Source organism: Eubacterium multiforme (assembly GCF_030813415.1).
GTDB lineage: Bacteria > Bacillota > Clostridia > Clostridiales > Clostridiaceae > Clostridium > Clostridium multiforme.
On the sequence record NZ_JAUSUF010000014.1, the window covers coordinates 45,056 to 65,310 of the forward strand.

The window sequence follows — 20,255 nt, forward strand, 5'->3', positions numbered from 1 at the left end:
TTATTGCGAAAGTATTTCTTTTATATAAATTCATTAAAAAATAAGCATAATTATTTTTTATAGTAAAATAAATAATTAAAATAAAAAATTTAATTTTATCTTTTTAGTAATTATTTAAAATATATTTAAATAAACATTATTAATAATACCACTAAACTTTATGTAAATGTTAACAAAATAATACAATGTTAATGAATTAATAAAAAATTTACAGAGAGGAATTTAATGTAGAAACAATACTTTAATTTTAAAAAAATATATTTTTTTAAAATATTTAAATTTGTGTAGACAAAGTAAAAATTTATGTTAAACTGAAATCTGTATTTTAAATAGAGAAAGGGGACATATATATGAAAGAAAAGAAATTAATGTTTCATATTCTTGCATTATTAACAATGATAGTTTGGGGATTATCATATTTAAGTTCTGAAATAGCAATGAGAGAAGTTCCTCCATCACTATTAGCTTTTTATAGATTTTTAATAGCTGGTGGAGTTTTATATTTAATAAAAAAATGGAAATTTAAAAGAGACAAGATTATAAAGGGAGATATGAAATATTTAATTTTAGGTGGGGTATTTGGAGTAGCCCTATATTTTTCTCTTCAAAATTTTGCAGTATATTATACCTCTTCTTTAAATGTTTCAGTTTTAATAGCAATTACTCCTGTATTTACATTATTAGTTCAAAGAATATTTTTTAAGGAAAAACTTAATATATATAAAAGCAGTGGAGTTATAATTAGTGTTTTTGGAATATTTTTAATAGTTGCATCAAGAGGAAAGGTAAGTCTTTTCTCAGAAGGTTCAATTGGGGATGTTATGACAATTTGTGCTGTATTTAGCTGGATTGTTTATAATATAGTTATAGGTAAACTTAAGGGAACATATAGTGCAATAACTATAACAGCTTACCAATCATTATGGGGAGCATTATTTTTATCACCAACCCTTTTATTAGATAGACCTAAAATGGTTTCACCATTAACAATATTTAATATTGTATATCTTTCAATATTTTGTACAATAATAGCCTTTGTTTTATATATAAGATGTCTTCAAAAACTTGGACCAACTGTTATTACAACTTATGTTAATTTTCAACCTGTAGTTGGAGTTATAGCAGCTTGTATTTTACTTGGACAAAAAATTAATAGTCTACAATTTTTAGGAAGTGTTTGTATAATAGTAAGTGCATTTTTAGTAAATAAAAAGGTTAAGGAAAAAAATAAAGGTGTAGTAGAACAATTACAAGTATAAATTAATAATCAATTATTTAATAATATAATAAAATTTGTTTAAAAAGGATACATTATTTTTATGTATCTCTTTTTTTTATGGGTATATTAATATGTTTGTATAAATTTTAACAAAAAACTATTTACAAATGAGCTTCAAAGAAGTATTATTTAATCAAAGATATTGATAAAGATTATTAGATAGTAATAAATATTATATGATTTTAGGAGGAATTAAATTATGAAAGTTATTGTTATAGGATGTACACATGCAGGTACTGCAACAGTAGTAAATTTAAAGGAGTTATATCCAGAATCAGAAGTTACAGTTTATGAAAGAAATGATAATATTTCATTTTTATCATGTGGTATAGCACTTCATGTTGGAAATGTTGTTAAGGATTTAAATGATATGTTTTATAATTCACCAGAAGGCTTAGCTAAACTTGGTGTTAAGACAAATATGAAACATGATGTTTTAGATATAGATTTTGATAATAAAAAGGTTAAGGTTAAAAATTTAGTTACAGAAGAAATTTTTGAGGACAGTTATGATAAGTTAGTTTTAACAGTTGGATCATGGCCAATAGTTCCAAAATTTGAAGGTGGAGACTTAGAAAATATAGTTCTTTGCAAAAATTATAATCAAGCAAAGGATATAACTGAAAAGGGAAAGAATGCTGAAAATGTAGTTATAATTGGAGCTGGATATATTGGTGTTGAACTTGCAGAAGCCTTTGAAATGCTAGGCAAAAAGGTTACTTTAATTGATGCAGAAGAAAGAATTATGGCAAAATATTTAGATAAAGAATTTACAGATATTGCAGAAGCTTCATTTAGAGAACATGGAGTAAATCTAGTTCTTGGAGAAAAGGTTGAACACTTTGAAGGAGAAAATGGAAAAGTTAAAAAGGTTGTAACTGAAAATGGATCTTATGAAGGAGACTTAGTTGTATTATGTATAGGATTTAGACCAAGTACAGCTTTAGTAAATGGAAAGTTAGATACTCTTCCAAATGGAGCTATAATAATAGATGAATATATGAGAACAAGCAGAGAAGATGTTTTTGCAGCAGGAGATTGTTGCGTTGTTAAATTCAATCCAACTAAAGAGGATAGATATATTCCACTTGCTACAAATGCAGTAAGAATGGGAACTTTAGTTGCAAGAAATATTAATGGACCTACAATTAAATATATGGGTACTCAAGGTACATCAGGTATTAAAATATATGAAAATTCTATAGCTTCAACAGGTTTAACTGAAGAAGGAGCAAAACTTGTTAAAGGAATAAATGTAGGAAGTTCTACTATTGAAGAAAATTATAGACCAGAATTTATGCCAACATATGAAAAGGCAATGGTTAAAATAGTATTTGATAAAGATACAAGAAGAGTTTTAGGTGGACAAATTATTTCAAAAGTTGATTTAACACAATTTATGAATACTTTATCAGTAGTAATTCAAAATGATATGACAGTTGAAGAACTTGCAATGACAGATTTCTTCTTCCAACCACACTTTAATAAACCTTGGAGCTTATTAAATTCAGTAGCACTTAAGGCACTATAAGATTAAAGTATAAAAGAGAAAAAAATAAATTTTAATATGTAAAATAAAAGGGATTTCTATTTAGGGAATCCCTTTTTATGATGTATATAAATTTGTGTAATAAGCAGAGAGAGAGAGAGTTTTTTTAAATCTCTTTATATAGATAATTTAATTAAATTCTTTTTCTAAATTAATTAAAGCTTCATTAGGATTGTTTTTGTATTTTCCACCATGGTAGCAGACAATATCTTCTATATCATATTTTAAAAACTTTTTAGAAGATTTTATAGCTTCTTTCATATCTAGTGTATACTGTGGATTAGCCATTTGAAGTTTACCATTTACTACTGTTAACTCATCACCTGCAACTAATGTTTTAAAAGCTTTTAAATATATTGAAATATGTCCAGGCATATGACCAGGTGTTCCAATAATTTCAATACCACCACACCAAGAAAATTTATCTCCATCTTTTACTGTAAAATCTACATTTACATGTTTAAGGGAGGAAACTAATTCAATAAATTTATAGGCATCAGGCTTCTTTTCTTCAGGTAGTGATTTATAATTTTCTTCTGCTTGTTTTAATCTTAAAGATTTTTTTCTCCCATCTATATAAGGCTTTTCTATAACAGATGAGATAATTTCAATATTAGGTAGTTCTTTTTTTATTTCAGCTAAGTTTCCCATATGATCATGGTCGTGATGAGTTATAATTACCTTTGATAATTTATAAAAATCTATATTATTTTCTTTAAGAGCCATCTTTAATTCTTTAAGAGAGTTTGGATAACCGCAATCAATTAAAATAGTATTAGTATCATCACTTACTACAACAGGATGGACTATATTTGTAAAATTATTATAATTAAATTTTAATGTTAGAACTGATAGTTTATTCATTATTTTGTAAACCTCCATTATTAAATTTTATTTTGATTAAATTTTAATATAATAGGTAAGGTAATATAATAGGGTTTACAATAAGTTTTTAGAATTGTATTTTAAAAGACATATTGTTAGTTATAATATAATAAGTATTGATTAAAGAAAATAACTTTAAGGTTATTTAAAAGGAGATTATATGGATGATTTAAAAAAGAGTAAAGATAGGAAAGTTGATCATATAAAGTTTGCAAAGGAAGCATATTTAAATAAGGATTATTTTAAAGATATAAGAATTTTTAATAACTCTTTGCCTGAAATAAATTATGAAGACATATCCCTTAAAACCAATTTCTTAGGAAAAGAAATAGATATGCCAATAATGATTAATGCAATGACTGGAGGCTGTGACTTAAGTTTTAATATAAATAGGGATTTAAGTAAATTATCAAAAGAATTTAATATACCAATGGCTGTAGGTTCTCAGTCTATAATGTTTAAAGATAAAACTTTAGAAAAAACTTTCAAAATAGTTAGAGAAAATAATAAAGATGGAGTTATTCTTTCTAATTTAAGTGCTTTAAGTTCATTAGAAAAGGTAAAAAGAGCAATAGATGTAATAGAAGCAGATGGAATACAACTTCATTTAAATTCCTCTCAAGAATTAGTTATGAGAGAGGGAGATAGAAATTTTAAGGGAATATTAAAAAATATAGAAAATATAATTAAGAATATAGATGTTCCTGTTATTTTAAAAGAAGTTGGAAGTGGAATAAGTTTTGAAACCTGCAAGAAACTTGAAAGTGTAGGTGCAAAATATATAGATGTAGGTGGAAAAGGTGGAACAAGTTTTATTAAAATTGAAGCTTTAAGAAGTAAAAATAAATTTTTAGAGGATATAGAAGAAATAGAAATACCAACACCTGAATCTATAATTTTTTGTAAATTAGCTAGCAAAAATATGAATATAATATCATCTGGAGGAATTAATAAAGGGAGTCACATAATTAAATCATTAATTTTAGGTAGTAAGGTTACAGCAATTGCAGGACCTATACTTCAAATGTACTTAGAAGGTGGAATAGATAAAGTAGGAGAATATATAAAAAATTTAAAGGAAAGCACAAAAATTCTTATGGGATCTTTAGGTTGTGAAACTTTAGAGGACCTTAATAAAGTAAAATATTACTATGAAAATGAACAAATTATTAAAAAATATATAGAGAATTATAAAAACTAATTAGGATAATTGTAATTATTATAGAAGATAATGACTAATTGTGATATAATTTGTATGTTATTCGTTAGTAGTGGAGGAGTATGTATATGAAACATATAAAGACAATCAATAAAACAAATATCAAAAATAGTTTAAAGAAACCAGGATGCAAAGAATGTGCAAACTCATGCCAATCAGCATGTAAGACTTCATGCACAGTTGCAAACTTAGAGTGCGAAAACTAATAAATAAGCAGTAACTTAATTATTAAGTTACTGCTTAATTATTAATGTAATTTCAGGAGGAGTTTAAAATGGCATTAATACATAAATTTAAACAAGGTGAAAATTATTTTGTTTTGGATGTAAATACTGGAGCAGTTCACGTTGTTGATGAACTAGTATATGATTTAGTTGATGATAATGGTTTAAGAGATAAAAATTTAGTTATAAATGAATTAAAAAATAAGTATGATGAAGCTGAAGTTAGTGAAGCTTATGATGAAATAAAAGAGTTAGTAGATGAGGGAATGCTTTATACAAAAGATATGTATGAAGATATAGCTCATAGTTCAATGGATGATAGGGATTATATAAAGGCAGTATGTTTAAATATAATTCATGGTTGTAATTTACGATGTAAATATTGTTTTGCAGATGAGGGAGAATATCATGGACACAAAGGTGTTATGGATATAGAAACTGCAAAAAAAGCAATTGATTATGTTATTAAGAGAAGTGGTCCTAGAAAAAATATAGAAATAGACCTTTTTGGTGGAGAACCAACTCTTATAATGGACACTATTAAAGAAATAATTAAATATGCAAGAGAAAATGAAAAGAAGTGGAACAAAAATATAAGATTTACAATGACAACAAATGCCACTCTTTTAAATGAAGAAATGATGGATTACATGGATAAAGAAATGGGAAATATAATTCTTTCATTAGACGGAAGAAAAGAAGTAAATGATAATGTAAGAATTAAAGTTGATGGTTCAGGTTCATATGATGATATTCTTCCAAATATTAAAAAGATGGTTGAAAAGAGAAATAAGGATAAAATGTTCTATGTAAGAGGAACATTTACAAGAGCTAATACAGATTTTTATGAAGATGTTATGGCTATGGCAAATGAAGGTTTTAGAGAAATATCAATAGAACCAGTTGTATTACCAGATGAACATCCACTTTCATTAAGAGAAGAGGATTTACCTACAATATTTAATAACTATGACAAGTTATATGATGAAATGGTTAGAAGAAAGAAAGAGGGGGATGAATTTAGATTCTATCACTTTAATATAGATCTAAATGGAGGACCTTGTGTATATAAGAGAATTTCTGGTTGTGGAGCAGGTTTTGAATATGTTGCAATAACTCCTCAAGGAGAAGTTTACCCATGTCATCAATTTGTTGGTAAGGAAGAATATAAACTTGGAACAATATATGATGATACTTATAATACAGAATTAGCTAAAAAGTTTAAGAAGGCACATATATACAATAAGCCAAAATGTAGAGATTGCTGGGCTAGATTCTATTGTAGTGGAGGCTGTCAAGCAAACAACTTAAACTTTAATAATGATATAACTATTCCTTATGAAATAGGATGTAAAATGCAAAAGAAGAGAATTGAATGTGCAATTGCATTAAAGGCAGCAGAATAAATTTTAAATATTAGAAAAATTTTGGAGTTGAATAGCTTTGAAGGATTATATTTTAAAAAATGGAGTTAAATTAATATACAAAAAAAGTACTTCAGACCTTACTTCAATATGTGTTTCTCTAGAGGGAGGAGCATTAAGTGAAGGGGAAAAATATGGAGTAGCCCATGCCACTGAACATATGGTTTTTAAAGGAACTAATAAAAGAAGTGAAGGGGATATTAATAAGGAGTTAAGTGGAATTTTTGGTTTTCATAATGCCATGACAAACTATCCTTATGTAATATATTATGGAACTCTTTTAGGGGAGGATTTTGAAAAAGGAATAGATGTTTTTTCAGATATTATTATAAATCCAACATTTCCTAAAGAGGGATTTAAAGAAGAGATGGATGTAATAGTTGAAGAACTTAAGGAATGGGACGAGGATATAGAACAATATTTAGAGGATAAATTATTTTTAAATGCCTTTAATAAAAGGAGAATAAAATATCCTATAATAGGAACATTCCATTCATTAAAATCATTAACTTTAGAGGATATAAAAGAATTTTATAATAAAGTATATTTCCCAAGTAATACTTCAATTGCTATTGTTACTTCACTAGAATTTGAAAGTTTAGTAAATATTATTGAAAAATATTTTGGTAATTGGAATAAGGAAAAAAATATTATAGATGAAGTTTATTATGAAGATGAAGTAAGTGGAACTTTTGAAGATTTAAGGGAAGATATTAAAACTTCTAAAATTCAGATTATGTATCCAATTAATAAATTAACAGAAAAAGAAGTACAAGGACTTAGAATATTTAATGAATACTTTGGAGAAGGAATTAATTCAAGACTTTTTGATGTTTTAAGAACTCAAAATGGCTTAGTTTATGATGTTTTAACTAGAGTTTGTCATGAAAATGGAATTAAATTTTATAAGGTAACTCTTAGTACTTCAAAGGATAATATTTATAAAGCTTTAAATTTAATAGATAAATGTATTTCTGATATAGAAAATTTAAAGGAAACTCTTAAGGAAGATGATGTTTTAACATGGAAAAAGAGTTTTAAACTTAAAAGATTATTTAGAGAAGAGCAAAGTATAGTTTTAGCTAAAGAATTATCAACTTATGATACTATGTTTAAAGATTATAAAATATATGTTTCTGAAACAGAGGATTTAAATGATATTAATTTAGAATTCATTTTAAAAACAGCTAAAAAAGTATTACAAAAACCTTTAATAGAAATAATTAAATAATATATAGGTTGTCTTAATAAACTTTAAGGCAGCCTTTTTTATTATTTTATGTTTTGAAAAAGGAGAGTTATTTTTACTTAATTAAAAATTATAAGGAATTTAATAGAATTATTTTAAAATAAAATTTAGTTGATTAGAAAAAATTTACATGGTATAATATATTAAAATTAAGAGAGGTGAAAATTATGATAAATTTTTCTGAAGATGCAGGATTTGAAATTTTATCAAGCAGTTGTTTATCAAAAACATATGCTTTTTATGAAAATTGGGTTACTGCGCAGATTTTTAGGAAATTTACATAGTTTTATTTACTAAATCTTTCATAAAGCAGTAACTTCAATTAAGACCAATCAATTTATGATGGTCTATTTTTTATGGAAAAAATAAAATTGGAGTGAAAATAATGAATAAAATAAAGAAAAATATTACAGTAGATTATTTTTATAGATTTTTTGCAAGTTTCGATATAACTGCTGCAATTTGGATACTTTACTTAGGATATAAAGGAATGAATTTAATAGAAATAGGACTTTTAGAAAGTATATTTCATATAACTGGATTAATATTTGAAATACCAACAGGAGCTTTTGCAGATTTACTTGGAAGAAAAAAAGTAATTATATTTGGAAGAATTGGATTTTTAATATCCTGTATTATAATGCTATTTTCAAATAGTTTTCTAGGCTTTGCAGCTAGTTTTATTACGCAAGCTATTAGTTATAATTTAAATTCAGGTTCTGAAGAAGCTTTAGTTTATGATAGTTTAAAGGAAATAGGAGATGAAAAGAATTATACAAAAATAGCGGGAAGATTAAATTTAATAATAGAAATAGCACAAGGACTAGCTGTTTTTATTGGGGGTATTTTATCAGAAATTAACTTTTCAATAAGTTATATTGTTGCTATATTAGTTGGATTATGTTCTTTAGGAATATCATTAAAATTTAAGGAAATAGGGATAATTGAGAAGAAAGAAAGGATTGATAAAGTTAATATAATAGATCATTTTAAAATTAGCTTTAAAATATTAAAAAATAATAAGTTGTTACTTAGACTTTTAATTTATTTTCCATTAATATTTACGTTTTCTTCAACCATATATTTTTATGCTCAGCAGTATTTTAGGGATTTAGGTTTAAGCAAAATTTTAATTTCAATAATATTTTTAATAAATGGAGTATTTTCAGCTTTAGGAGCATTAATAAGCGATAGATTTGAAAAGTTTTTAAAGGGAAATAGATATATGTTTATTCCTTTAGGTATAGGAATTTCTATAATATTATTTTCCTGCTTAGAAGTAGTATTATCTGTTTTGATGTTTTGGCTTTTGGGCATATTTACAGCTATGCTTTACCCCATAAGTTCAAATAAAGTAAATTCAATAATACCTTCAAAACAAAGAGCAACTATAATATCAATTGATAGTATGATGTTTTCAATAGGTATGATAGTATTTTTCCCATTAGCTGGGGTTATAGGTGAGAATTTTAATTTAAGGTGTTCATTCTTTATAATTGGTATTTTTGTTTTATTAGTATCTTTTATGAATTTTTATATAGTTAAAAAACTTAAAAACTAAATAAAGGATTAATTTTAATATTCATCTAAAATACAGTTTTAAAAAATAATGTATAATAAAATAGTTAAATTGCAATTTTATATGGAATTTATATATAAATAATTGAAATTACTTATTTTGTATTAAGGAGAAAATATTATGAAAAAAGCACCATTACTTGAAGCTTTATTAAAATATCATAAAGAAGAAAATTTAATACTTTCAATGCCTGGAAATAAATGTGGTATTGGATTTTTAAAAGATGATTTAGGAAAAGAATTTGCAAATAATATGGGATTTTTAGATATTACAGAAAATGATCCTTTAGATAATCTCCATCATCCAGAGGGAGTAATTAAAGAGAGTCAGGAGCTTTTAGCAAAAACCTATGGAGGGAAAAAGGCTTTTTTTATGGTTAATGGAAGTTCTGGTGGTAATCTTATTTCAATTTTTAGTGCTTTCAATGAAGGTGATGAAGTAATAGTTGAAAGAAACTGCCATAAATCTATTTATAATGGACTTATATTAAGAAAACTTAAAGTAACTTATATAGAGCCTGTAATAGATGAAGATAGAGAGATATTTCTTCCACCAGATGAAAAAAATATTTATGAAGCAATTAAAGCTTCTAAAAATCCAAAGGGAGTAATATTAACTTATCCTAATTATTTTGGAATAAGCTATAATATTGAAAATATAATTAAAGATTTAAAGAAAAAGGGACTTAAAATAATAATTGATGGAGCACATGGAGCACACTTTAGTATAAGTGAAAAATTACCTAAAAGGGTAACAGATATAGCAGATTACACAATTTTAAGTGCACATAAAACAATACCTTCTTTAACTCAAGGAGGATATTTAATAGTAAATGATTTAGAAAGTGATGTGGAATTTTACTTTAATGCATTTTTAACAACATCCCCATCTTATTTATTAATGGCATCTTTAGATTATGGAAGATATTATTTGGATAATTATGGAGAAACTGATTATAATAAATTAATTAATAGAGCTAAAATATGGAGAGATAAAATTAATTCTTTAGGAAAGGTTCATATACTTTTACCAGAGGATTTAAAAGAAGGTTATGAAATAGATTTAAGTAGATATTTAATATTACTTCCAAAGGGATATAGTGGACATAAACTTCATGATTATTTAAGAAGTAAAAAAATTCAAGGGGAGATGAGTTTTTCAAGAGGGGAAGTTTTAATTTTTTCAACTTTTAATAAAGATTCAGATTTTGAAAAAATATACTCTGTTATAGAAAATTTAAATATGGAAGAGTTAAAGGAAAAAACATATTCAAAATTTTCAAAAATAACTCCTGAAAAAGTTTTTGAACCTTATGAGGTATTTAAAAAGAAAGAGAAAACTTTAAAAATAGAAGATTCAATTGGATGTATAGCAAAGGAGAGTATAGTACCTTATCCACCAGGTATTCCTTTAGTTTCTCCAGGAGAAATAATAACAAAGGAAGTAGTTAATATAGTTTCTGATTATATAAGTAACAATAAAGATGTAATAGGAGTATACAATGGAAAGGTTAAAATAATAGCTAATGAAACTTTAGATTGCTTAATAAGATAGTCTTATAGTTTTATCTAAAATTTAAATTATCATAAAATATAGCTAAATATTTAAGCTGTAACAATAATAATAGTCACTCATATATTGTATTAGGGATAAAAATTAGGTATACAAAAGAGAGGAGATTGTGTTATGGCTAGAAATAGTAGATGTTGTTCTGGAAGCAATAGATGTAATTTAGGAAGTAATAAGTGTTGCTGTGAACCTAAAAAGAAAAATAAGTGTGAAAAATTAGAAAAATGCTTAGATGAAATGTCAGAAAGAGATTTAAAATTAGTAGACTGCATTATCAAAAAGATAAGAGAAATAATTTGTCTTCAAGAAGAATCTGAAAAGTTTAAAGAAAAAGCTGAATTTTTAGATGAACAAGTTGAAGAAAGAACTAAGGAAGTTGAATGTTTAATTAGAAAACTTAGAGAAATGTTAGAAAAAACTAATTGTGTTTGTGACAAAACAATAGAATGTCATAGAGATGATGACAGGGATGATTGGGATTGCAGTGATTTTTGGAACTGTAGATAATTGATCATTTATCTATTATAAAGACTATAAAGTTTTTTGCTTTATAGTCTTTAGTTTTGTATAAAATATTATTAAGTTAAAAATAATAAAATAAATCCTTAAAAATGAAAAAATATTAAAAAATAGAATTAAATTATATTATTTGTATAGACATTTAACGTTTTAAATGATATAATCATAAAAAACTTAGGAGGATGATTATGAATACAATATCTAAAAATATAGCAAAATTAAATAACATAAATTTCTTTAGCTACTTTAGATAGGGTTTGTATTTGTGAATCATCATAGATACAGACCTTAACATAAGGGAGATGTATCTATGGTGGCTAAGTTTCTAAATTAAGTAATAATTAAGCCACATAGGAATACTATGTGGCTTTTGTTTTGCCACATAGAATAATCTATGTGGCATTTTTGTATTTTGGGGGGATTAGAATGAGTAAAAGAGAAAATTTTAAAAGTAGTAGAGGATTTATTTTATCCTGTGTAGGTGCAGCAATAGGTTTAGGTAACATATGGATGTTTCCTTATAGGATGGGTAGCAATGGTGGAGCAGTATTTTTAATACCATATCTTTTCTTTGTATTAGTACTTGGAACAACAGGGCTTATAACTGAATTTTCTTTTGGGAGAATGTTTGGAAGAGGAAATTTAGAAAGTACAAAAATAGCTTTTAAGAAAAAAGGATTAGTTGGAGGAAAATTAATTGGTATTATACCTGTACTTGGCTTATTTGGAATATTTATGTTTTACAATGTAGTAGTAGGGTGGATATTAAAATATTTCTTTATTAGTGCATCAGGAGAATTCAAAAATGTTGATTTACCTAAATATTTTGAAGGTTTTGCTGGAAGTCCTGAAACAATTATATGGAATGGTTTAGCTGTTTTTATAACAGTACTAATTGTTTGTTTTGGAGTTGTAAAAGGAATAGAAAAAATAAATAAAATAATTATGCCTATGATGTTTATAATATTATTGCTTTTAGCTATTAGATCTTTAACTTTACCAGGTGCCATTGAAGGAGTTAAATTTTTATTAGTACCAAAATGGGAATATTTATTAAGATTAGAAACTTGGGTAAATGCATTAGGACAAGCATTCTTTACAGTTTCTTTAACTGGATGTTGTTTGGTGGTTTATGGAAGTTATACTCCAAAAAACTTTAATATACCAAGAACTGCTATTTATACAGCAATTTTTGATACACTTGCAGCACTTCTTTCAGGATTTGTAATAATGCCAGCAGTATTTGCTTGTGGACTTGATCCATTAGCAGGTCCACCACTTTTATTTATTACAGTTCCAACTATATTTTCAAAAATACCAGGAGGACAAATATTAGCTGCATTTTTCTTTTTTAGTGTATTCTTAGCTGCAATAAGCTCTTCAATAGCAATGCTTGAAGGACCTTGTGAAGCTTTAATGTCACAAATAAAAATAAGCAGAAAAAAATGTGTAACTTTAGTTGCAATTATAGGATTTATATTATCAATTCCATTAGATTTAGAAATGAATGTTTTTAATAATTTTACTAATTTTATAACTATAATACTTTCTCCTATTGGAGCATTAATTACAATGATAGTATTTTATTATGTATTAAATAAAAAGGATGTTTTAGCTGAAATAAATAATGGAGGAAGTAAGAAATTAGGAGATAAATTTTATTATTTTGCAAAATACGGATTTGTTTCAATAACAATAATAATAATAATTTTAGGAATTATTTTAGGGGGTATTGGATAAAAATAATAAAAAAACTATTGAATTTATAAAAATATAGTCATATAATATAGAAAATAATAAATGTAAAAAAATTGTGAAGAGGAAGAGTACATTAGAAAGATACTTTAAGAGAGCTAAAGATTTTGCTGTAACTTTAGTAAGTATCCCTTATGGAAGCAGCCTTGGAATTGCCTATTGAGAACTAAGTATTTTAAATATACTTAATTAAGTAGAGCCGTAACCTCCCGTTAACGAGGGAAGAATATGTTTGTATTCTTACTAAGTGAGTATTTATAGTGATATAGTTACTTATTAGGGTGGTACCGCGAAATTGTTAATAATCTTCGTCCCTTTTTGGGGATGAGGATTTTTTTTATTTAAAAATATATTTAATATAGGAGGAATGAAAATGGAAGAAATTCTAGAGGTATTAGAAAAAAATAGTAGATATAGTGATGAAGAAATAGCTATAATGACTGGTAAAACAGTTGAAGAAGTTAGAGATGCTATAAGAGATTATGAAGAAAAAAATATAATTGCAGGATATACTACTTTAATTAATTGGGAAAATACAGGTAAAGAAACAGTTACAGCACTAATAGAAGTTAAAATAACTCCACAAAGAGGGCAAGGTTTTGATAAAGTTGCTGAAAGAATATATAAATTTAAAAATGTTAATGCATGTTATTTAATGAGTTCAGGAGGTTTTGATTTAACAGTAATTGTTGAAGGAAAAACTATGAAGGAAGTTGCAATGTTTGTATCAGAAAAACTTGCTGTACAAGAATATGTTCAAGGAACAGCAACACATTTTGTTCTTAAAAAATATAAAGACCATGGAACAATATTTAAGGATAAGAAGATAGAAGATAGGGAGGCTATATTTATATGATAATGGAAAATATGATTTTAGATAATGTAAAAAATATGCCCCCTTCAGGCATAAGAAAATATTTTGATATGATAAATGAAATGGAAGATGTTATATCTTTAGGAGTTGGTGAGCCAGATTTTGTAACACCTTGGAATGTAGTAGAAGCTGGAATTTATTCTTTAGAAAAGGGGCATACTCATTATTCTTCAAATGCTGGATTTATTGAACTTAGAGAAGAAATTTCAAATTATATGAAGAGAAAAATAGGAGTTTCATATAGAGCAGAAGATGAAATTTTAGTAACTGTTGGTGGAAGTGAAGGAATAGATTTAGCCCTTAGAGCTTTAGTTGGTCCTGGAGATGAAGTTATAATACCAGAACCAAGCTTTGTAGCTTATAAAGGATGTACTGCTTTTACTGGAGCAACATCAAAGGTAATTAATTTAAAAGCAGAGGATGATTTTAAACTTAAACCAGAAATGCTTGAAAATGCAATTACAGAAAAAACTAAAGTTGTAATACTGCCTTTTCCTAATAATCCAACAGGAGCAATAATGACAAAGGAAGAACTATCAAAAATAGTTGATGTATTAAAGGATAAGGATATAGTTATTCTGTCTGATGAAATATATTCAGAATTATCTTATGATAAGGAACATGTATCAATAGCAGAATTTGAAGAGGTTAAAGATAAAACCCTTATAATAAATGGATTTTCTAAAGCTTATGCAATGACAGGTTGGAGACTTGGATATGCTTGCGGAAATAAAGTTTTAATAGATGCTATGAAAAAAATTCATCAATATGGAATTATGTGTTCACCAACTACAGCTCAATATGCTGCAATTGAAGCACTTAAACATGGAGATGATAGTGTAAAAGAAATGGCAAATGATTATAATAGAAGAAGAAGGGTTTTAGTTAATGGGTTTAGAAAAATGGGTTTAGATTGTTTTGAACCTTTAGGAGCTCTTTATGTTTTTCCATGTATTAAGCAAACAGGTATGACTTCAGATGAATTTTGTGAAAAACTTTTAATGGAAGAGAAAGTTTTAGTAGTTCCAGGAAATGCTTTTGGAGATTGTGGAGAAGGTTTTATAAGAGCATGTTATGCTGCATCTATGGAAGATTTAATGGAGGCTGTAAAGAGAATAACAAAATTCGTTTACAAATATAAAAAATAATTATAAAGGGATGAGAATTTATGGGGAATGTGGTTAAGGATTTAGGAGAGGGAAATGTAAAAAAACTATTATTTAAATTAGCTTTTCCAGCAATTATGGCTCAGATTGTAAATGTTCTATACAATATTGTTGATAGAATATTTATTGGAAGAATTCCAAATGGGGAAATAGCTATGGCAGGAGTTGGAGTAGCTTTTCCAATTATAATGATTGTTTCAGCTTTTAGTGCATTAATAGGTGTTGGTGGTGCACCTCTTGCAGCTATAAAAATGGGAGAGTCAAATAATAAAGAAGCTGAAAAAATAATGGGTAACAGTTTTGGAGCTTTAATAATTATTGGAGTTTTAATGACTGTAGGATTTTTAATTTTTAAAGAACCTATGCTTTGGGCATTTGGAGCTAGCAGGGCTACAATAGGATATGCTAGTGAATATTTAGGATTTTACTTAATAGGAACGATATTTGTTCAAATTGCTTTAGGAATGAATCCATTTATAAATACTCAAGGCTTTGCTAAGATTGGTATGGTAACAGTTATGGTGGGAGCAGTAATAAATATAATATTAGATCCAATATTTATATTTGGTTTTAATATGGGAGTTAAAGGAGCAGCCCTTGCAACAGTTTTTGGTCAATTTATTTCTGCATTATGGGTTTTAAAATTTTTATTTGGAAAAACAAGTGTTTTAAAAATAAAAAAACAATATATAATGCCTAAATTAAAAATATTATTGCCAGTTATGGCACTTGGAGTATCTCCATTTATTATGCAGGCTACAGAAAGTTTAGTAATAATTATAATGAATAATCAGCTTTTAAAATTTGGTGGAGACCTTGCAATTGGAGCAATGACTATAATGAGTAGTATAATGCAAATAGTATTATTACCACTACTTGGACTTTCACAGGGAGCACAGCCTATTATGAGTTATAATTATGGAGCAGAAAAGTTAGATAGGGTTAAAAGTGCATTTAAAATTTTAATAAAAAGTTGTTTATGTTATGTAGGTATTATGTGGATTTTACTTTTAACAGTACCTCAATTTTTTGTAATGATATTTAATAATAATGAAGATCTTATAAAGATAACATCATGGAGTATAAAAATATATTTTGCAGGAATTTTAATGTTTGGAATACAAGTGGCATGTCAGCAAACATTTTTAGCTCTTGGACAAGCAAAGATATCATTATTTTTAGCTCTTCTTAGAAAAATAATATTACTTATACCATTAGCACTTACATTACCAATGATTGTTCAAGATAAATTAAAGGGAGTACTACTTGCAGAGCCCTTTGCAGATGTTTTAGCAGCGACTATTACTGGAATATTTTTTATAAGATTTTATAAAAAAAGTTTATCAGTAAACAATGAAAATAAAATTTTAGAAGAAAGTTAATTAAATAAAAGTTTAAAACTCTTTTGTTATTGAAATTACTTTTTGTGGTAAAATATATTTACATAGAAGCATAGGAGGAATTTTAAGTGAGAGAGTTAATAGATTTGCATACTCATACTATTTCAAGTGGGCATGCATATAGCACAGTAAAGGAAAATATAGATAGTGCAAGTTTAAAAAAATTAAAATATTTAGGTATTTCAGATCATGGACCAAAGATGCCAGGAAGTCCACATATATTTCATTTTCATAATTTAAAGGTTATACCAAAGGAAGTAAATGGAGTTAGGATATTAGTTGGTGCTGAGGTTAATATTTTAGATTTTCAAGGAAATTTAGATTTATCTGAATATGATTTAAATAAATTAGATTATGCAATAGCAAGTCTTCATATTCCTTGTATAAATCCAGGTAATAGGGAAGAAAATACTATGGCTGTAATAAATGCAATGAATAATAATAAAGTTAAAATAATAGGACATTTAGATGATGCAAGGTATCCTGTAAATTATGAAATGGTAGTTAAAAAAGCTAAAGAAAATGGGGTTTTATTAGAACTTAATAATTCATCATTAAAGCCTAATGGAGCAAGAGTTGGTGCTTTAAAAAATGATATTGAAATGTTAAATGTATGTAGAAAAATGAAGGCAAAAATTATTTTTGGAAGTGATTCTCATATATGTTATGACATCGGAAAGTTTGATAACTGTATAAAGCTAGTAAAAGAATTAGATTTTCCAGAGGAATTAATAGTTAACTATAATGAAGAAGATATAAAGAAAATATTTAATATATAGGCAAAATAATAGACTTTAATAAAGTTTTATAGCTTTAATAAAGTCTATTATTTTGTCTTTTTTTATTTATGTAGTTTCAATTAATTAAATTTTATATAATATGTAATGAGCTATTTCTATAATATATAGGAGTTATTGTAGTAAATTTTTTAAACATAGTACTATAATAGCTTTGATTTGTATAGCCTACCATTAAAGCAATATCTAATATAGATAAATCTGTATTTAAAAGAAGTTCTTTACTTTTTTCAATCCGAAAATAATTTAAATAATTAGTAAATGTATAATTAGTTTCTTTCTTAAAGATATTACAAAAGTAACTTTTGTTTATATTAAAGTTATTACAAATAGAATCTATTGTTATTGGATTTTGATAGTTTTCATTTATATAACTTAAAGATCTTCTTACATATGGGGAATAGGTTTTTTTAGTAGTTACTTTAATAGTTTCTTTAAATATCAAATTTAGTAATTCATATATATATTTTATACAGGTTAAATTTTTAGTTGATATTTTACATTTACAATAATTTTCTTTAAATGTAAAGGGGCCTAATAAAAAACATATAGATTTATCATTATGTTTAAAATAAGGTGTTACTACAAATTTTATTTCTTTAGGATAATCTAAAAAAGTAATATCATCAGCATTTTTTAAAGAATCAAAATTAAAATTTTTTAATTTTTTTATCATATTAATTTCTTTAAGAATATCTTCTAATTCACCAGTATATCCACATTTGCAAAGAGTATTAAGATTTTCATCTAATACACATATAGGTAAGTAACAGCAACTATAAAAATCATTTATTAGAGAATTTATAAAAACCATAGAAACTCCTTTCAATAAAATTTTAAAATTTATTTAAAAAAATAAAATATAGTTAAAAAAAACTATATATAGATAAAAACTAAAAATAAATAATGTGTTAACATAAAAACATAAATGATTATCATTATCAAGAATATTATTGACTATTATTCCTGATATGTCAAATAAGAAAAAACGATAGGGGGATTTATTTTTATGATAAAAAGAAAAACAAGTATGTTAATTGCAGTTGCATTAGTTACATCAGTATTTATAGGTGGCGGAACAGGAGTACGTGCATTTGCTTCAGAACTAAATCATAACAAGGAGATAGTGGAGCAACTTAAAGGTGGTATTTATGAAGTAGAGAATAAGACATCCTATATAACTCCAGGAAACGAAACTGGAGAAAGTATGGCTAGAAGAGCTTTAGAAAAAACTACAAAATTAACAATAAAAAATGGAAAAACATATATGAAATTAAATTTCAATAAAGCATTATATTCTTTTATGCAAAATATCAAGGTAAGCATTGATGGAAAAGATATAAAAATAAAAGAAAATAAGGATGATAAAAGTATAGAGTTTGAAGTTCCATCACCAGAATCTAAAATTCATATAGGAATGTTTATAACTGCAATGGGAAGAGATGTTGAAATGTTTGTAGTTAATGATATGAGTACCTTAAAAACAATAAATGAAATGCCAATAATAAATGCAAAAGACATAACTGTTTCAAAGGGAGATAAGATAGATTTATTATCTAATGCAACAGCGTTAGATAAGGAAGATGGAAAGATTAAAGTTAAAGTTTTAGGAGATACAAGCTTTATAAAAGATGGAGTAGCAGTAAAGAGTGGAACATATAAAGTTACCTATAGAGCCGAAGATAAAGGTGGACTTGTTTCAACTAAAGATATAAAGGTTACTGTAAAGGATAAATCAGAAGGTAATAAAGATAATAAAAATGAAAAAGATGGGGATTACTCAATACAAAATGATGTTAAATACATAGGAAACGGAAATGCTGAAATAGGAAATAGCATGGCGAGAAGAGTTTTAAAGGAAACTAGTGAAGTTAATATAAAAAATGGCAAAATTTATACAACATTAGAATTTGATAAAGTTCAATACGGATTTTTAAAGAATATAAAAATAAATGTAAACGGAAAAAATGTAAACTTTACTGAAAATAATAGAAAGATAAAATTTGAAGTACCTAGTTTAAATTCAAAAATTGTTGTATCAGCCTTTGTAACAGCTATGAATAAAGATGTTAGTTTCCAAACAATATTAAAAGAAGATACATTGAAAAAAATAAATTCATCAGAAGGTTCTACAAATAAGCCAGAAGAAAATAAGGACAACACTTCAAAAAATGAAAATAAACAAAATAACAAAACAGAAAATAAATCATCTTCAACTAAAGCAGATAAGGGAAATGATAAAAGAGAAGAGGTTATAAAAGGAAAACTATATACTATAAAAAATAAAGTAACTCATAAGAGCCAAACAGGAATAGATATGGCAAGAAAAAATTTAGATAGTACTTCACAAATTGAAGAAGTAAATGGGAAAACTTATTTAACTTTAACATTTACAGGAGGTCAATATATGAAGGATTATGAAATATATGTAAATGGCAATAAAGTTAATCATAAAATTACTTATAGAAATGGAAACATAACAAAGGTAAGATTTGAAATTCCAAATTTAGATTCAAAGATGAAAGTAAAGTGCTTTGTAATACCAATGGGTAGAAATGTTGAATTTGGAGTTGAGTTATTAAAGGATACATTAAAGTTTGAAAAAGAATATAAAGTAAATGGTAATGAATTAAAGAATGAATCTGGAATAAGCAATAAATTACCTGCTACTGGAATGGATTTTGTAGGAAATGCATTAGCTGGGTTAGGAGCTATAGGATTAGGTGCATTATCTATTATTTCAAAGAGAAAATAAAAATATAAAAGG

The 20,255-nt window shown here is 26.0% G+C and carries 17 protein-coding genes and 1 other annotated feature; of the genes, 15 read left to right on the plus strand and 2 right to left on the minus strand.

Annotation, left to right across the window (positions count from 1 at the left end; translation table 11 throughout):
* Positions 1-350: 350 nt before the first annotated feature.
* Together J2S18_RS14305 and J2S18_RS14310 are read left to right on the plus strand one after the other, a co-directional pair.
* Positions 351-1,259 (plus strand): DMT family transporter, encoded by a 909-nt coding sequence (locus J2S18_RS14305; RefSeq protein WP_307487804.1) that lies wholly within the window; start codon positions 351-353, stop codon positions 1,257-1,259.
* 219 nt (positions 1,260-1,478) lie between these two features.
* Complete coding sequence (locus tag J2S18_RS14310; RefSeq protein WP_307487806.1) at positions 1,479-2,810, plus strand: FAD-dependent oxidoreductase; 1,332 nt, start codon at positions 1,479-1,481, stop codon at positions 2,808-2,810.
* 147 nt (positions 2,811-2,957) lie between these two features.
* Here J2S18_RS14310 and J2S18_RS14315 read toward each other — a convergent pair whose 3' ends face one another.
* Positions 2,958-3,692, minus strand: coding sequence for an MBL fold metallo-hydrolase (locus J2S18_RS14315; RefSeq protein WP_307487808.1), 735 nt, complete (start codon positions 3,690-3,692; stop codon positions 2,958-2,960).
* A gap of 181 nt (positions 3,693-3,873) precedes the next feature.
* On the opposite strand from J2S18_RS14315, the gene fni reads away from it, so the two are divergent.
* From fni to J2S18_RS14375, 12 genes are all read left to right on the plus strand, one after another.
* Positions 3,874-4,914, plus strand: a complete 1,041-nt coding sequence (gene fni, locus J2S18_RS14320) for a type 2 isopentenyl-diphosphate Delta-isomerase (protein WP_307487810.1) — start codon at positions 3,874-3,876, stop codon at positions 4,912-4,914.
* Between the two features lie 86 nt (positions 4,915-5,000).
* Positions 5,001-5,138, plus strand: a complete 138-nt coding sequence (scfA, locus tag J2S18_RS14325) for a six-cysteine ranthipeptide SCIFF (protein ID WP_035279055.1) — start codon at positions 5,001-5,003, stop codon at positions 5,136-5,138.
* A 68-nt stretch (positions 5,139-5,206) separates the two neighbouring features.
* Positions 5,207-6,562 (plus strand): thioether cross-link-forming SCIFF peptide maturase, encoded by a 1,356-nt coding sequence (scfB, locus tag J2S18_RS14330; RefSeq protein WP_307487815.1) that lies wholly within the window; start codon positions 5,207-5,209, stop codon positions 6,560-6,562.
* 37 nt (positions 6,563-6,599) lie between these two features.
* Positions 6,600-7,811 carry a M16 family metallopeptidase gene (locus J2S18_RS14335; RefSeq protein ID WP_307487816.1) on the plus strand — a complete coding sequence of 404 codons (1,212 nt, stop codon included), beginning with the start codon at positions 6,600-6,602 and terminating at the stop codon, positions 7,809-7,811.
* 403 nt (positions 7,812-8,214) lie between these two features.
* Positions 8,215-9,390: an MFS transporter gene (locus J2S18_RS14340; protein WP_307487818.1), complete on the plus strand. Its 1,176-nt coding sequence runs from the start codon at positions 8,215-8,217 to the stop codon at positions 9,388-9,390.
* Between the two features lie 138 nt (positions 9,391-9,528).
* Entirely contained in the window at positions 9,529-10,962 is a 1,434-nt protein-coding gene (locus tag J2S18_RS14345; RefSeq protein ID WP_307487820.1) for an aminotransferase class I/II-fold pyridoxal phosphate-dependent enzyme, read from the plus strand.
* Positions 10,963-11,094: 132 nt separating this feature from the next.
* Complete coding sequence (locus J2S18_RS14350) at positions 11,095-11,484, plus strand: hypothetical protein (protein WP_307487821.1); 390 nt, start codon at positions 11,095-11,097, stop codon at positions 11,482-11,484.
* Positions 11,485-11,922: 438 nt separating this feature from the next.
* Positions 11,923-13,236 (plus strand): sodium-dependent transporter, encoded by a 1,314-nt coding sequence (locus tag J2S18_RS14355; protein WP_307487822.1) that lies wholly within the window; start codon positions 11,923-11,925, stop codon positions 13,234-13,236.
* Positions 13,237-13,300: 64 nt separating this feature from the next.
* Positions 13,301-13,570 (plus strand) — a binding site (T-box leader).
* Between the two features lie 54 nt (positions 13,571-13,624).
* Positions 13,625-14,107, plus strand: a complete 483-nt coding sequence (locus J2S18_RS14360; protein WP_209796083.1) for an Lrp/AsnC family transcriptional regulator — start codon at positions 13,625-13,627, stop codon at positions 14,105-14,107.
* Entirely contained in the window at positions 14,104-15,273 is a 1,170-nt protein-coding gene (locus tag J2S18_RS14365; protein WP_307487824.1) for an aminotransferase class I/II-fold pyridoxal phosphate-dependent enzyme, read from the plus strand. Before J2S18_RS14360 ends, J2S18_RS14365 begins: the two co-directional genes overlap by 4 nt.
* A gap of 20 nt (positions 15,274-15,293) precedes the next feature.
* On the plus strand, positions 15,294-16,673 hold the full coding sequence (locus J2S18_RS14370) for an MATE family efflux transporter (protein WP_307487826.1): 1,380 nt from the start codon (positions 15,294-15,296) through the stop codon (positions 16,671-16,673).
* Between the two features lie 86 nt (positions 16,674-16,759).
* Positions 16,760-17,470 (plus strand): phosphatase, encoded by a 711-nt coding sequence (locus tag J2S18_RS14375; protein ID WP_307487827.1) that lies wholly within the window; start codon positions 16,760-16,762, stop codon positions 17,468-17,470.
* A 91-nt stretch (positions 17,471-17,561) separates the two neighbouring features.
* Here J2S18_RS14375 and J2S18_RS14380 read toward each other — a convergent pair whose 3' ends face one another.
* The gene (locus tag J2S18_RS14380; protein WP_307487829.1) at positions 17,562-18,302 is read right to left on the minus strand and encodes a helix-turn-helix domain-containing protein; all 741 of its coding nucleotides are present in this window, start codon (positions 18,300-18,302) and stop codon (positions 17,562-17,564) included.
* Between the two features lie 195 nt (positions 18,303-18,497).
* Between J2S18_RS14380 and J2S18_RS14385 the strand changes: the two genes are divergently transcribed.
* Positions 18,498-20,243, plus strand: coding sequence for an NEAT domain-containing protein (locus tag J2S18_RS14385; RefSeq protein WP_307487830.1), 1,746 nt, complete (start codon positions 18,498-18,500; stop codon positions 20,241-20,243).
* Positions 20,244-20,255 lie beyond the last annotated feature (12 nt).

What these genes read in the sequence shown, in the direction of transcription:
- J2S18_RS14305 (WP_307487804.1), top strand. Translation starts at nt 351, where the DNA reads ATGAAAGAAAAGAAATTAATGTTTCATATTCTTGCATTATTAACAATG.
- J2S18_RS14310 (WP_307487806.1), top strand. Translation starts at nt 1,479, where the DNA reads ATGAAAGTTATTGTTATAGGATGTACACATGCAGGTACTGCAACAGTA.
- J2S18_RS14315 (WP_307487808.1), bottom strand. Translation starts at nt 3,692, where the DNA reads ATGAATAAACTATCAGTTCTAACATTAAAATTTAATTATAATAATTTT.
- fni (WP_307487810.1), top strand. Translation starts at nt 3,874, where the DNA reads ATGGATGATTTAAAAAAGAGTAAAGATAGGAAAGTTGATCATATAAAG.
- scfA (WP_035279055.1), top strand. Translation starts at nt 5,001, where the DNA reads ATGAAACATATAAAGACAATCAATAAAACAAATATCAAAAATAGTTTA.
- scfB (WP_307487815.1), top strand. Translation starts at nt 5,207, where the DNA reads ATGGCATTAATACATAAATTTAAACAAGGTGAAAATTATTTTGTTTTG.
- J2S18_RS14340 (WP_307487818.1), top strand. Translation starts at nt 8,215, where the DNA reads ATGAATAAAATAAAGAAAAATATTACAGTAGATTATTTTTATAGATTT.
- J2S18_RS14345 (WP_307487820.1), top strand. Translation starts at nt 9,529, where the DNA reads ATGAAAAAAGCACCATTACTTGAAGCTTTATTAAAATATCATAAAGAA.
- J2S18_RS14350 (WP_307487821.1), top strand. Translation starts at nt 11,095, where the DNA reads ATGGCTAGAAATAGTAGATGTTGTTCTGGAAGCAATAGATGTAATTTA.
- J2S18_RS14355 (WP_307487822.1), top strand. Translation starts at nt 11,923, where the DNA reads ATGAGTAAAAGAGAAAATTTTAAAAGTAGTAGAGGATTTATTTTATCC.
- J2S18_RS14360 (WP_209796083.1), top strand. Translation starts at nt 13,625, where the DNA reads ATGGAAGAAATTCTAGAGGTATTAGAAAAAAATAGTAGATATAGTGAT.
- J2S18_RS14365 (WP_307487824.1), top strand. Translation starts at nt 14,104, where the DNA reads ATGATAATGGAAAATATGATTTTAGATAATGTAAAAAATATGCCCCCT.
- J2S18_RS14370 (WP_307487826.1), top strand. Translation starts at nt 15,294, where the DNA reads ATGGGGAATGTGGTTAAGGATTTAGGAGAGGGAAATGTAAAAAAACTA.
- J2S18_RS14380 (WP_307487829.1), bottom strand. Translation starts at nt 18,302, where the DNA reads ATGGTTTTTATAAATTCTCTAATAAATGATTTTTATAGTTGCTGTTAC.
- J2S18_RS14385 (WP_307487830.1), top strand. Translation starts at nt 18,498, where the DNA reads ATGATAAAAAGAAAAACAAGTATGTTAATTGCAGTTGCATTAGTTACA.